The organism is Maribacter algicola (assembly GCF_003933245.1).
GTDB classification, from domain to species: Bacteria; Bacteroidota; Bacteroidia; order Flavobacteriales; family Flavobacteriaceae; genus Maribacter; species Maribacter algicola.
In genome coordinates this window covers 730193-744690 of the sequence record NZ_QUSX01000002.1, presented here as the reverse complement: position 1 = coordinate 744690, position 14498 = coordinate 730193, and the positions used below count along the sequence as shown (strand labels likewise).

Below are 14498 nucleotides of genomic sequence, written 5' to 3'. Positions count from 1 at the left end.
TTGTTATGCTTTGCGTTCCATTTCGCTCATTACATCCACTAGGACGCCAACGCTCTCTAGAGATAACGCATTGTACATACTGGCTCTGTATCCACCAACTGATCGGTGTCCGTTAAGGCCATTGATTCCGGCTTCTTTCAACATAGCTTCAAAAGTATCCTTAAGTCCTTCCTCCGTTAGGTTGAAGGTGGCATTCATAATGGAACGGTCGTTTTTATTGGCATATCCCTCGAATACGGGATTCAAGTCGATTTCAGAATAAAGCAACTGTGCTTTTTTCTCATTTATTTGCTCAATGGCGGCGATTCCTCCAAGGTTTTTTAGCCACTCCAAGGTGAGCATGGAAGTATACACTGCAAATACAGGCGGAGTGTTGTACATGCTTTCTTTGTCGATATGAATTTTATAGTTCAACATGGAAGGTATTTTTCTAGATACCTTACCCAATATTTCCTCCTTCACAACAACCAAGGTAGTTCCGGCAGGACCCATGTTTTTTTGCGCTCCTGCGTAAATCAAATCGAACTTTGAAAAGTCCAGCACCCTTGAGAAAATATCGGAACTCATATCACAGACCAAAGGTGCGTCTGTCGTAGGAAATTTTTTAAACTGGGTACCGAATATGGTATTATTGGAAGTAAGGTGCAAATAATCCAATCCGGAAGGAACAGCATAGCCCTTTGGGATGTAGTTGAAGTTCTCGTCCTTGGAAGATCCTACTTCTACCACTTCTCCAAAGAGTTTGGCCTCTTTTATTGCTTTATCGCTCCAAGTGCCCGTATTTAGATAACCTGCCTTCGTTTCTAGAAGGTTATAGGCAACCATTAAAAACTCCATGCTGGCACCCCCTTGTAGGAATAGGGCATGGTATCCCTTTCCTTCAAGATTCAATAGTTCCAAAACGAGGGATCGGGCACGATCCATGACGGCCACAAAATCCTTACTACGGTGGGAGATTTCTATTAACGATAGTCCAGAACCGTTAAAATCCATTACAGCCTCAGAAGCTTTAAGAAGGACTTCTCTCGGAAGAACACATGGTCCGGCACTAAAATTATGTTTTTGCATTTTTTAATTGATTAAGGGGATAAAGGTCAGAAATTTCTATTGATTTAGAATAAAGATAGATTCAATTATTGTTGGATATTTTTAACAGGAATTCAACAGTGTCCACGCCATCCGCATAGTCCCAAAGCGCTGGTTTTTGCGAATCACCAAAGGCAATGTGGTCTCTTCTGGGTCTGGAAGAAACAATACACTGGATTTTATCTGCATCCCTTTTTAAGGTCTCATCCAAATACTCCTTGGAATCATAATATTGATAAAAAAGGGAAGCTATGGGCGAGGCATAACCTGCATCCTCTTTCAATAAAAGAAAACCGTTATCCAAAAACTTGAATTCGCTCATAAGATAAACCGCTTTGTTATAGTCGTAGTTATTGGCGTACTTGTTCTCGTCAATGATATCCTTAAATGAGTAAACGGCTTTGTAGAAGTTGTCAAAATCATATCCCCGGGGAACCATGATTTTGGATACGCTTCTACATCCAAGCCCGTAATATCGGAAAATATCCTCGCCCAAAAGCGAAAGAGTTTCGGGTGTTTCGTCACCATGAATAATCGCTACGGAGTTCCTGTTTTTTCGAATAATGTTCGGTTTTTTGCCGAAATAATACTCGAAATAGCGGGCGGTATTGTTGCTTCCCGTAGCGATTACCGCATCATAATCGGTCAGGATTTCATCCGAAAATTTTATATACCCTAAAAGTAGGGGTTCCAGCGTTGTTAGATATTCGGTAAAAAAGGGCAACAAAATTTTATCATTGCTGGATAACTTTACAAGCGCCTTGTTTCCTGTCACCAAAACCGATAAAAAATCATGAAATCCAACCAAGGGAATATTGCCTGCCATAATAATGGCTACGGTCATTGGGTTGGAATTTTGAATATCGTATTGGTCCAACCATTTTTTTAAGTTATCGGTTTTCAATGCGGTGGACCATTGTTCAAAAGCGTATAAAATATTTCCCTGGGTGAACCAACCGTTATGACTCGCAGCCCTTGCCACCAAATCATCCAGTTTATGCAACCACTTAATTTGGTCTTCATTAAATTCAAGGTTCCCTTTGGCAAATTGGCAGTAATCACCCAAAAATTCTCCGAGTTTAACAAAAGCTTTTATAGTTTCTGGTTGTTCTGCCATTATATTTGTATACAAGTTTACTAGGGTTTACTTTTGTGCAAAAGTAAGATTCTGAATTGAAAAAGTGCGGGACAGAAGTACCCAAAGATGGTTTTAATTTTTGAATCCATATTAAATAAAAATTAAATTATGGCTATAATAATAACAGACGAATGTATAAACTGTGGGGCTTGCGAACCGGAATGTCCCAATACTGCAATATATGAAGGTGCCGATGAATGGCGCTATGGGGATGGTACTTCTCTGAAGGGTGACGTTGTATTGCCAAATGGCAAGGCGGTAAACGCTGATGATGCCCAGGAACCCATTAGCGATGAAGTCTATTACATAGCACCGGATAAGTGTACGGAATGTATGGGCTTCCATGAAGAGCCCCAATGTGCCGCCGTATGTCCTGTGGATTGTTGTGTGCCCGATGAGGACCATGTGGAATCCGAAGAAACGCTGTTGGCCAAACAGGCCTTTATGCATCCGGAAGATTAATCGGAAAATCGGTTTAGATCATAAACGATATTCAATTGATATACCCGAACGGCGTTCGGGTTTTTTATTTGATATGATTAATAGCCAAGTAAGAGTTATATTTGCGGCCGAAAATAACAGTCTAGCTTTTTACGTCTAGTACCTAACCTCAGAAAAAATGAAAGCAGGAATCGTGGGATTGCCCAATGTGGGAAAATCGACCCTTTTTAATTGTTTGTCCAACGCGAAGGCACAAAGTGCCAATTTCCCATTTTGTACCATAGAACCCAATATTGGCGTTGTAAACGTGCCCGATTCACGATTGGAAAAACTGGAGGAACTGGTAAAACCTGAGCGAGTTGTACCTGCTACCGTGGAGATTGTAGATATAGCTGGCTTAGTCAAAGGGGCCAGTAAAGGCGAAGGTCTTGGAAACCAATTTTTGGGAAATATCCGTGAGACCGATGCCATCCTTCACGTATTGAGGTGCTTTGACAATGACAACATCGTTCATGTAGATGGTAGCGTAAATCCTATTCGGGATAAGGAAACCATTGACATGGAGCTTCAACTGAAGGATTTGGAAACCGTGGACAAGAAATTGGAAAAAGTTAAAAGAGCCGCTAAGACTGGAAATAAGGAAGCACAAAAGGAGGAGGCGGTTTTGATGGCCATAAAGAATGGCTTGGAATCCGGTATTTCCGTTAGGGCCATCGATATTTCAAAGGAGGATAGGATAGAATTCGTAAAACCGCTTCAGTTTATAACGGACAAACCTGTTATGTACGTTTGTAACGTAGACGAGGAGTCGGCATCTACAGGAAATGCCTACGTGGAAAAAGTAAAGGAAACCGTTGCCAACGAGAATGCAGAAGTGATTTTCCTAGCCGTAGGTACGGAGGCCGATATCACGGAATTGGAAACCTATGAGGAACGCCAGATGTTTTTGGAAGACCTTGGTTTGGAAGAGCCAGGGTCGGCCAAGTTGATACGTGGTGCATACCGACTCCTAAATCTTGAAACTTACTTTACGGCAGGGGTCAAGGAAGTACGGGCATGGACCATTCCCGTGGGCGCTACCGCACCTCAAGCGGCGGGGGTTATCCATTCCGATTTTGAAAAAGGCTTCATCCGTGCCGAAGTGATTGCCTATGATGACTACGTGAAATTTGGTAGCGAGGCAAAGGTTAAGGAAGCGGGTAAAATGCGTGTGGAAGGCAAGGAATATATCGTTAAGGATGGCGATGTGATGCACTTTAGATTCAACGTGTAAAGCCCTCTAACCCTCAAAGGGGAAATCCTAAATTTAGCGTAAAACCCTTCTTATATTTGGCTTCATTGGTTGGTTTATCAATAGGAAGGCTTCAATTTTCCACGTTACACATCAGCATGGGTGAATTGCAAATTTTAGTTTGATAAACAGCATCTGTTTCAAATTCCAACTTTTGAGGCTAAAGTGGCTTTACTATCAACAATACAGGGCCATCTATTGTTAATTACTTTAAGCTACAGGGGTTTTATCTTTATGGGAGTCTGGCTATCTTTAGCATCACTTTCATAAATTTTAGTTAAATGTCCCAAGAATCTCAGTATACCGAAGATAATATACGCTCGCTCGATTGGAAGGAACACATCCGATTAAGACCCGGTATGTACATCGGAAAATTGGGGGACGGTTCTTCAGCGGACGACGGAATCTATATTTTGCTCAAGGAAGTCATCGATAACTGTATCGACGAGTTCGTGATGGGTGCCGGAAAGACCATTGAGATTACCATCAAGGACAAGACCGTTAAGGTTCGGGATTACGGTAGGGGCATACCTTTGGGAAAGGTGGTGGACGTTGTTTCCAAAATGAACACCGGCGGCAAATATGACAGCCGTGCGTTTAAAAAATCGGTAGGGTTAAACGGTGTAGGAACCAAAGCGGTAAACGCACTTTCCAGTTTTTTTGAGGTCCAGTCCTCGAGGGACAATCAGGTAAAGACCGCACAATTCAGTTTTGGTAATCTGGACAAAGAGGAAGGTCCTGAGGATACCACAAAAAGGAAGGGAACCAAAGTCACGTTCGTTCCAGACGAAAGTATTTTCAAAAATTACAAGTACCGTAACGAGTACGTGGAACGCATGCTCAAGAACTACGTGTACCTAAATCCGGGTCTTACCATCGTTTTTAATGGTGAGAAATTCCACTCGGAAAATGGCCTAAAGGATTTATTGGAGGATAATAATAACATGGATGATATGCTCTATCCCGTTATCCATCTAAAAGGAGAGGACATAGAGGTAGCCATAACCCACAGTAAGACCCAATATAGCGAGGAGTACCATTCTTTTGTAAACGGCCAGCACACAACGCAAGGGGGAACCCACCAAGCAGCTTTCAGGGAAGCCATTGTAAAGACGATTCGGGATTTTTACGGAAAAAATTACGACCCTTCAGATATTCGGAAATCCATCATTTCTGCAATTTCTATAAAGGTCATGGAACCTGTATTTGAAAGTCAGACCAAGACGAAATTGGGCTCCACGGATATGGGCGGTGATTTTCCAACGGTGAGAACCTACATTAACGACTTTTTAGGCACGCAGTTGGATAACTATTTGCACAAGAATCCGGAAACAGCGGATAAGCTTCAAAGGAAGATTATCATGGCCGAAAAAGAACGGAAGGAACTTTCAGGCATACGAAAATTGGCCAGGGACCGAGCTAAAAAGGCAAGTCTTCACAACAAAAAATTACGGGATTGCAGGGTGCATTTGGGGGATATGAAAAATGACCGAAGATTGGAAAGCACCTTGTTCATAACAGAGGGAGATTCGGCATCCGGTTCCATAACAAAATCCCGGGACGTGAATACCCAGGCCGTATTCAGTCTTCGTGGGAAGCCGCTCAATTCCTACGGTATGTCCAAGAAAATAGTGTATGAAAATGAGGAATTCAATTTGCTGCAGGCGGCCTTGAACATTGAAGAGTCCATGGAAGACCTTAGGTATAACAATATAGTTATTGCTACCGATGCGGATGTTGACGGGATGCATATTCGTTTATTGCTCATTACCTTTTTTCTGCAGTTCTTTCCAGAATTGATCAAGGAAAACCACCTATATATATTACAGACCCCATTGTTCAGGGTGCGCAATAAAAAGGAAACCATTTATTGTTACAGTGATGAGGAAAGAAGGGCGGCTATCCAAAAGCTATCCGGGAAACCTGAGATAACGCGATTTAAGGGATTGGGCGAGATTTCTCCTGGTGAGTTCCAACATTTCATTGGGGACGATATTCGTCTGGAGCCTGTAATGCTCGACAAAGCCATGTCAATTGAGGAATTGTTGAATTTTTATATGGGTAAGAACACACCGGACAGACAGGAATTTATCATAGAGAATTTGAAAGTAGAGATTGACCTGATCGAGGAAAATCAAAAATAAACTTGAAATACGATTGCTTCTGAATGGAAGAAAATGAAGAATTGAACGAAGGACAGCACGATAACCTATCGGAAGGTCAACAGCCAATAAAAGACGATTCGTCCGAGGCCCTTACGCGGGTTACTGGAATGTACAAGGATTGGTTTCTAGACTATGCTTCCTACGTTATTTTGGAACGTGCCGTACCCGCCATTGAGGATGGTTTTAAACCTGTTCAACGGCGAATCATGCATTCGCTCAAGGAATTGGATGACGGTAGATACAACAAGGTCGCTAATGTTGTTGGACATACCATGCAGTATCATCCCCATGGGGATGCCAGTATTGCCGATGCCATGGTGCAATTGGGCCAAAAGGATTTATTAATCGATACCCAAGGAAACTGGGGAAATATACATACTGGAGATAGTGCGGCCGCTTCCCGATACATTGAGGCCAGATTGTCCAAATTTGCACTCGAAGTAGTATACAGCCCAAAGATTACAGAGTGGCAATTAAGTTATGATGGACGGAAAAAGGAACCGGTTAACCTGCCCGTAAAATTCCCGTTATTATTGGCACAAGGAGCGGAAGGGATCGCCGTAGGCCTTTCGACCAAAATCTTGCCCCATAATTTCAATGAGCTGATAGATGCTTCCATTAAACACCTAAAAGGAAAACGGTTTACGTTGTTTCCAGATTTTCCTACGGCAGGTATTATCGATGTAAGTAATTACAATGACGGTTTACGGGGAGGAAAGATTCGGGTGCGGGCCAGAATATCGCAATTGGACAAAAACACCTTGGTCATCAATGAAATACCCTATGGAACCAATACTTCTACCTTGATTGATTCCATTCTTAAGGCAAATGACAAGGGCAAAATCAAGATCAAGAAAATTGAGGACAATACGGCCGCGGAAGTCGAAATATTGGTGCATCTGCCCTCTGGGATATCACCGGACAAAACGATAGACGCACTGTATGCCTTTACTGCCTGCGAATCCTCCATTTCCCCGTTGGGTTGTATTATAGAGGACAATAAGCCATTATTTATAGGGGTGACCGAAATGCTGAAACGTTCAACGGATGCTACGGTTGATTTGTTGAAAAAGGAGTTGGAAATTCAACTTTCCGAACTGGAAGAGCAATGGCACTTCGCTTCGCTGGAAAGAATTTTCATTGAGAACAGAATCTATAGGGATATTGAGGAAGAAGAAACGTGGGAAGGTGTGATTGCGGCTATTGACAAAGGTTTGAAACCATACACGACACACTTACGCCGCCCCGTTACCGAAGAGGATATAGTTCGCCTAACAGAAATTAGAATAAAGCGTATTTCCAAATTCGATTTGGAAAAGGCTCAACAACATTTGGAAAGCCTTGAGGACAAAATAGCCCAAGTAAAGCATCACTTGGAACATTTGGTGGAGTATGCCATTGATTATTTTAAGAACTTGAAGACCACTTACGGAAAGGACAAGGAAAGAAAATCTGAGATTCGCATATTCGATGACATTGAGGCCACAAAAGTAGTCATTAGAAACACCAAGCTGTATGTGAACAGGGAGGAAGGCTTTGTGGGAACTTCCCTAAAGCGGGATGAGTATGTAACCGACTGTAGCGATATTGACGATATAATAGTATTTACAAGGGATGGTTCCATGCAGGTAACCAAGGTAGACGCCAAGACATTTGTTGGTAAAAACATTATCCACGTAGCCGTTTTTAAGAAAAAGGACAAGCGCACTATATATAATATGATTTATAAAGATGGTAAAGGTGGCGCCTCCTACATTAAGAGATTCAATGTCACTTCCATTACTAGGGACAAAAGCTATGATTTGACCGCCGGAACCCCCAATTCCCAAGTACTGTATTTTTCCGCCAATCCAAACGGGGAAGCGGAAGTCGTTACCGTTAATTTGCGGCAGGCTGGAAGCATCAAAAAACTGAAGTGGGATATCGATTTTGCCGATGTCATTATTAAAGGCCGAACTTCCAAAGGGAATATTGTCACCAAATATTCCGTGAAGCGCATAGAGCTGAAGGAAAAAGGCGTTTCCACCTTAAAACCCAGAAAGATTTGGTTTGATGATGTGGTTAGAAGGTTGAACGTAGACGGTAGAGGAGAATTGATAGGGGAATTTAAGGGCGATGATTTATTGTTGATTATTACCCAAAAAGGCGTTGTAAAAACCATTCAGCCCGTTCTGACCTCCCATTTTGACGAGGACATGGTCGTTCTGGAAAAATACAACCCCAATAAACCAATCTCGGCCATCTATTGGGAGGGGGAAAAGGAACGTTTTTATGTAAAAAGGTTCCATGTTGAAAACGAAAATAAGGAGGAAACCTTTATTACGGAACATCCCAAATCCTATTTGGAAATCGTTTCTACAGATTGGTTACCAGTCGTAGAGGTAGAGTTTCCAAAACCAAGGGGCAAGGAGGCAAAGGAAAACCTCAGGGTGGAACTGGAGGATTTTATTTCGGTTAAGGGAATTAAGGCCATGGGCAATCAATTGACTACTGAAAAGGTAAAGAATATTAACTTGCTGGAGCCTCTTCCCTTTGAGGAGAAAGAACCTGAAGACGCGGAAGAAATAGAAGTTGTGGATGAAGAGAATATTTCTTCGGAAATGGAAGGAAAACAAGGTAATGGTACCACTAGTCAAAATGAACCGTTGGATAATGAGGGAGAAGAAGGACAGATTACCCTGTTTTAAATTTGAAAGGAAATGAAAGATCTTTTTAAGGAGTTCAAAAATTTTGCGGTAAAGGGTAATATGATCGATATGGCCATCGGTATTATTATCGGTTCAGCCTTCAATGAAGTGGTGAATATCCTGGTAAAAAAGGTTATTATGCCACCCTTATCGCTAATGACGGATGACGTCAATCTTCGAAACAAAAAATGGATTCTAAGAGAGGGCATGGAAAATATGGAAGAAGTCGCAATAGGATATGGTGAGTTTTTAGAGGTAATCATAGACTTTGGCATTATCGCCTTCACCATTTTTATGATGCTCAAATTCATAAATAAGTTTAAGGAAAAATCAGAAGACCCAGCCAATGCTGAAGTTGCTACCCCAAAAAACATTGAGCTTTTGTCCAATTTGGAAAGTCTCATGAAGGAGCAGAATTCCATTTTAAAAAATCAGCAACAACGTTAATTTTTTGATTTATTTATAGTTTAATAGAAATGAATTATTCTATTTAGGTTTCATAAGAACCTTTTCTAATTATATTTGGCGAAATCATAAAAATAAATGGATTTAACGAACCCCCTGATTTACGGCGTACCCTGTTTTATAGCTTTTATCTTATTGGAATTAACATATAGTCATACCCATGGCGATAAGGAACTTTACGTCTGGAAAGATCTAATGGCTAGTGGGGCCATGGGAATTGGATCGGCTATATTGGGCCCCTTGATCAAGGTTACGGTATTGATCGTCGTCTTTAATTTCACCTATGAACTGTTTAATCCTATGGTAGATGGAGTTAGGATGAACATCATGGGGTATAAGTCCTTTGGCTATGAGTGGTATATATTTCTACTTTGCCAGCTCGCTGATGATTTTACCTATTACTGGTTTCATAGGGCAAATCACGAAATTAGGATTCTTTGGGCCGCGCATATAGTGCACCATTCATCGGACCATTTTAATTTAGGGACGGCCATCAGAAATGGGTGGTTTACCCTATTGTATAAGCCGTTTTTCTATATGTGGATGCCCGCTGTGGGTTTTCCCGTGGAAGTGGTAATATTCTGCCTTGCCATAGAATCGTTTTGGCAATTCCAGTTACATAGTAAGTATGTGCCTAAAATGGGTTGGATAGAAAAAATTTTCAATACGCATACCATGCACCAAGTGCACCACTCACAGAATGTGGAATATTTGGATAAAAACCACGGTGGATTCTTGAACATTTTTGACAAAATGTTTGGCACGTGGAAGGAACTCGATGATGATATTGATGTGAAATTTGGGGTTATTCATGCTCCAAATTCCTATAACCCGTTAGTTATACTAACCCATGAGTTCAAGGATATTTGGAACGATGTAAAAAAGTCCGACAAGTGGTCACATAAATTCATGTATATTTTTGGACCTCCGGGTTGGAGCCACGATGGTAGTACGATGACCGTAAAACAACAACAACGGCTATTTGAAGCGCAAAGGAACGCCAACCCAGAGGTAGTCTTTAATAGACCTAATTGATTTCCAAAAATATAGATTATACTTCCCAACCTTCCCTGTAGGTTCTGCCTACAAACTGATTGGCCTCTTCTAAATTGGTAATACGCATGTTTTCGCCATCCCATAACAACTTCTTGCGTGCAAAAAAGTCCATTTGCCCTTGTTCATTTTCCTTGCGGAGCATGTAGCTTCTAATAGCTAGATTACCCATTAGCACTGTTTCCGTCATTGGGCCGGCATAATCGAAGGAAGATGTTAAGGATAAGTGTTCCTCACTTCCAAATCCGGCTTTACAGGCGTCCACCCATTTACGTTGGTGCCCATATTCCGGTTCAAGATTTTCTTCTACTTCTGGTCCAAATTCCGTTGTACCATCGTTTAGATACAATTTTGGCATCAATGGGGAACTATCATTGATATTGGTTGATATGATTCCTTTTTCTCCAATAATAAGTACCCCATTGGCACTGTTCTTTCCACCTATATCGTCATTGGCGGGAATGATATCTGGATGTGCCGGTCTGATACCGCCGTCGCTCCATGTCATTTCAATGGGTGATTTTGTTTTCGCAGTTGCATCGAAATTTAGCGTAATAAACGAAGAAGGGGGGCATCCTTCTGGATAATAGTCCGGTGTCCACATTTGCGTATATACGGAACCCACACTACATTCTGCGGCCGTTGGATATTTTAAATTTAAGGTCCTAAAAGGAATATCAACCAAATGGCAGCCAACATCTCCTAGTGCACCTGTTCCAAAATCCCACCAGCCTCTCCAATTGAAAGGGTGCAAATTGGGAATATAAGGTCGTTCCTCGGCAGGTCCCAACCAAAGGTCCCAATTCAAGTCTTTTGGTTTTAGGCTGGCATCGGCCTTTGGCATTTGAATACCTTGTGGCCACACAGGTCTGTTCGTCCAAATTTGAACTTTATTGATGGCACCTATTTTGTCATCGTCGATCCATTTTTGGACCATCCCCAATAAGGGATTGGAACCTCCTTGATTTCCCATTTGGCTAACAATTTTATTATCACGTGCCATTTGGGTTAGTTTTCTGGCTTCCTTGATATTATGGGTCATAGGTTTTTGAACATACACATGGATACCTCTTTCCATGGCATATTTTGCGGCTGGACCATGCACGTGATCTGGTGTTGATATAGTTACGGCATCAATATTTTTTTTCTTGTCCAGCATCTCCCTGAAATCATCAAAAAGTTTTGCCTTTGGAAAGGACTCCACGGCCTTGGAAGCGGATCCCGTAAAATCGACATCACAAAGTGCTACCACACGTTCCCTGCCATTTACGGAAGCATTGGTGATATCACTGAACCCTTTACCGCCAGAGCCAATGGCCGCAAGGTTCAGTTGGTCACTAGGTGAAATAAATCCAGGACCTCCTAGTACGTTTCTAGGAACAATGAAAATAGAGGAGGCCAATGCACTTTTCTTAACAAAGTCCCTCCGGCTGATTGAATGCTTTTTTTTGTTTGATTTTTTCATCTTGATTAAATACGTGTTTTCATTTTTTAGTTACCTATTCCTCAAGGTACTAATTAATTTTGGTGTGAATCCATCAAAACTCCTTTCTATTGACAATACTACTTAAAATTCAAGAATTTTAATTTCTTTAAACTCAGACTATACAGTTAAGAACGAATTTTACCAAATGTCCCGGTGAAATAGTGAAGATGTGAAGTATTGAAAAAGTAGATTTCTACGGGAGTGGAAGGGTGAAATAATTATAGATTTAATTATTATTTTGAATATACCCGTTTTTGGTACTCAAATTGATACTTGTATTTAAGATTGTACTTTATTATTGATTCTTGATTCTTTACTGAACCCTATAAGCAGTACCAATTTTTACAACATTCTTTCTATTGGGATCTTTTACCGCATTTTTGTATTCAAAGGTATAGGAGGTATCGGTTGTCCCTATAATTTTATAGTGAATGCCTACTTTGCTTTTTAAATCCTGTAAGACGAACTCACAATCATTGAGCCAGCGAATGGACGCACTGTCGATCTTATTGTCATAATAATCTATACTATAATTATACCCTCTTACAAACCGCCCTTGCTTAAGGGAATCTCCAATGCTATAATTGAAAAGAAACTCGCCGGTTTTATATGCTTGACAATCCCTATTGGGGGTATAACAAGATATTAGGGAAATTGATGCAAATACAACAAAAAACACTTTTTTCAACATGGCTGCAATTTAAATAAAATTGGCGTTTCCCAATTCTTGGAAAACCAGTAAGACTGCCAAAACTTTTGTTAAAGTTTGTATGGCTTTTATTGGAACCTCTTGTTATTGTATCCAATAACTAAACTTGTTTTCTGGCTATTGTCCACTTTTGAATTTTACCTATTAGCTCTATAGGTACTAAATACGTTTAGAAAACGCATATTGAAGAGGATTCCACAAAGTATGGGGGTATGTTACAAGATTATATTATTTTCGCCCAATTAGTACAAACGTATGTGGGACTACACTAATTATTTGAATTATAAAGTGACTACCGTTGAAGGCAGGTATGTAACCAACACACATATTGAAGGATTCCTAAATTCCTTGGACGACCCATTTCATTTGGAGGTATTAGGGCGCTCCGTTGAAGAAAGACCCATTTATGGAATAAGCGTTGGCCATGGAGCAAAACGCGTTTTTATGTGGTCTCAAATGCATGGAAATGAATCCACTACGACCAAAGCGGCACTTGATTTGCTCAGTTTTCTAAAGAACGAATCGTCGTTGGCCAGCGAACTTTTGGGAAAAGTGACCTTAAAAATAATTCCCATTCTTAATCCGGATGGCGCAAATGCGTACACCAGATTCAATGCAAATCAAATCGACCTAAATAGGGATGCCCAGAAAAAAAGTCAACCTGAGAGCCAAGTGCTAAGAAAAACATTTGAAGATTTTAGTCCTAACTATTGTTTTAATCTTCATGATCAACGGACCATTTTCAACGTGGGCAAAAAAGAAAGACCCGCAACGGTATCTTTTTTGGCTCCTTCTTTTGATGAAGGACGAAACAACTCATCATCCAGAAGTGTCGCCATGAACATTATCGCGGCCATGGATTATGAGCTGCAAAAATTGATACCAGGTCAAGTTGGTCGGTTTGATGATTCTTTTAATCCAAATTGTGTTGGAGATGCATTTCAAATGGAAGGAATTCCCACCATTCTTTTTGAAGCAGGTCATTATCACGAAGATTACCAAAGGGAAAAGACGCGTGAATATATTTTCAAATCCCTTTATAAGGCTATAGATACCATAGCCCATGAGCGGATGAACAACTATCCTCTGGAGGACTATTATAAAATCCCGGAAAACAACAAATTATATGTAGATATCCTTTTGGAAAATGCCTATGTCTTGGATAAATCTTTGCGGGAAAATGATTGTATCTCCTTGATTTACAAGGAAATATTGACAAAAAATAGAATAATATTCGTTCCTTTCATTGCTGAAAAAGGCTTCCGGACAGGTCAATATTTTGGGCACAAAACAGTGGATTGTCTTAATAAGGAAGACATGCAATGGTTGAGTTCCCAAAAAATCCCTGAATTGATAAAATAGTAAGATTAATTTTGGTTAGGTTTACGGACATTACGATTTTCGTATAAAAACGTAATAATCTTTATAATTCTTTTTAATATTTTTTATTTTTGCATAAAATTAATCAACTATGGGTAAAGTTAAATTAGACGAAATTGACCACCAAATTCTGGATATGTTAATCGATAACACCAGAACACCTTTTACCGATATTGCAAAAAAACTTTTAATTTCCGCAGGAACTGTACATGTGAGGGTGAAGAAAATGGAGGAAGCCGGAATTATTAAAGGTTCATCGCTTACGTTGGATTATGTTAAACTTGGCTATGCTTTCATTGCCTATGTGGGTATATTCTTGGAAAAAACGCATCAGACCAAATTTGTGCTTGAACGTTTGAACCAGATTCCAAACGTTACCATTGCGCACATTACCACGGGGAAGTTTAATATCTTCTGTAAAATCAGGGCAAAGGATACCACACACGCCAAAAACATCATTTTCAAGATTGATGATATCGATGGTATCAGTAGAACGGAGACCATGATTTCCTTGGAAGAAAGTTTCAATGACAAGAAACGGTTGATGCACACCATTTTTAACGAACTTTAGTTTATTTTTTACGATATTGCAGGGCC

General features: G+C 40.5%; 12 protein-coding genes. 8 read left to right on the top strand and 4 right to left on the bottom strand.

Translation table 11 applies throughout. The features are described from left to right. Nucleotides 1–3 precede the first annotated feature (3 nt). Both serC and DZC72_RS12530 read right to left on the bottom strand, forming a co-directional pair. Nucleotides 4–1068: a 3-phosphoserine/phosphohydroxythreonine transaminase gene (gene serC, locus DZC72_RS12535; RefSeq protein ID WP_125223262.1), complete on the bottom strand. Its 1065-nt coding sequence runs from the start codon at nt 1066–1068 to the stop codon at nt 4–6. A gap of 61 nt (nt 1069–1129) precedes the next feature. Then, nucleotides 1130–2203 (bottom strand): acyl-CoA reductase, encoded by a 1074-nt coding sequence (locus DZC72_RS12530; RefSeq protein WP_125223261.1) that lies wholly within the window; start codon nt 2201–2203, stop codon nt 1130–1132. Between the two features lie 129 nt (nt 2204–2332). On the opposite strand from DZC72_RS12530, the gene DZC72_RS12525 reads away from it, so the two are divergent. The 6 genes from DZC72_RS12525 (at nt 2333) to DZC72_RS12500 (ending at nt 10308) form a co-directional block, all read left to right on the top strand. Beyond that, a complete protein-coding gene (locus DZC72_RS12525; RefSeq protein WP_125223260.1) occupies nt 2333–2686 on the top strand; it encodes a 4Fe-4S dicluster domain-containing protein in 354 nt (117 codons plus the stop codon). Between the two features lie 157 nt (nt 2687–2843). After that, nucleotides 2844–3938 carry a redox-regulated ATPase YchF gene (gene ychF / locus DZC72_RS12520; RefSeq protein WP_125223259.1) on the top strand — a complete coding sequence of 365 codons (1095 nt, stop codon included), beginning with the start codon at nt 2844–2846 and terminating at the stop codon, nt 3936–3938. Nucleotides 3939–4237: 299 nt separating this feature from the next. After that, the gene (locus DZC72_RS12515) at nt 4238–6100 is read left to right on the top strand and encodes a DNA topoisomerase IV subunit B (RefSeq protein ID WP_125223258.1); all 1863 of its coding nucleotides are present in this window, start codon (nt 4238–4240) and stop codon (nt 6098–6100) included. Between the two features lie 23 nt (nt 6101–6123). After that, nucleotides 6124–8808 (top strand): DNA gyrase/topoisomerase IV subunit A, encoded by a 2685-nt coding sequence (locus DZC72_RS12510; protein WP_125223257.1) that lies wholly within the window; start codon nt 6124–6126, stop codon nt 8806–8808. Between the two features lie 12 nt (nt 8809–8820). Then, nucleotides 8821–9255, top strand: a complete 435-nt coding sequence (gene mscL / locus DZC72_RS12505; RefSeq protein WP_125223256.1) for a large-conductance mechanosensitive channel protein MscL — start codon at nt 8821–8823, stop codon at nt 9253–9255. 96 nt (nt 9256–9351) lie between these two features. Next, nucleotides 9352–10308: a sterol desaturase family protein gene (locus DZC72_RS12500; protein ID WP_099544598.1), complete on the top strand. Its 957-nt coding sequence runs from the start codon at nt 9352–9354 to the stop codon at nt 10306–10308. A gap of 16 nt (nt 10309–10324) precedes the next feature. Here DZC72_RS12500 and DZC72_RS12495 read toward each other — a convergent pair whose 3' ends face one another. Both DZC72_RS12495 and DZC72_RS12490 read right to left on the bottom strand, forming a co-directional pair. Then, on the bottom strand, nt 10325–11791 hold the full coding sequence (locus DZC72_RS12495) for a Gfo/Idh/MocA family protein (protein WP_125223255.1): 1467 nt from the start codon (nt 11789–11791) through the stop codon (nt 10325–10327). Nucleotides 11792–12125: 334 nt separating this feature from the next. Beyond that, the gene (locus DZC72_RS12490; protein ID WP_125223254.1) at nt 12126–12503 is read right to left on the bottom strand and encodes a hypothetical protein; all 378 of its coding nucleotides are present in this window, start codon (nt 12501–12503) and stop codon (nt 12126–12128) included. Between the two features lie 273 nt (nt 12504–12776). Between DZC72_RS12490 and DZC72_RS12485 the strand changes: the two genes are divergently transcribed. Further along, a complete protein-coding gene (locus tag DZC72_RS12485) occupies nt 12777–13883 on the top strand; it encodes a M14 family metallopeptidase (protein ID WP_125223253.1) in 1107 nt (368 codons plus the stop codon). 109 nt (nt 13884–13992) lie between these two features. After that, nucleotides 13993–14472: an Lrp/AsnC family transcriptional regulator gene (locus DZC72_RS12480; protein ID WP_027066901.1), complete on the top strand. Its 480-nt coding sequence runs from the start codon at nt 13993–13995 to the stop codon at nt 14470–14472. Nucleotides 14473–14498 lie beyond the last annotated feature (26 nt).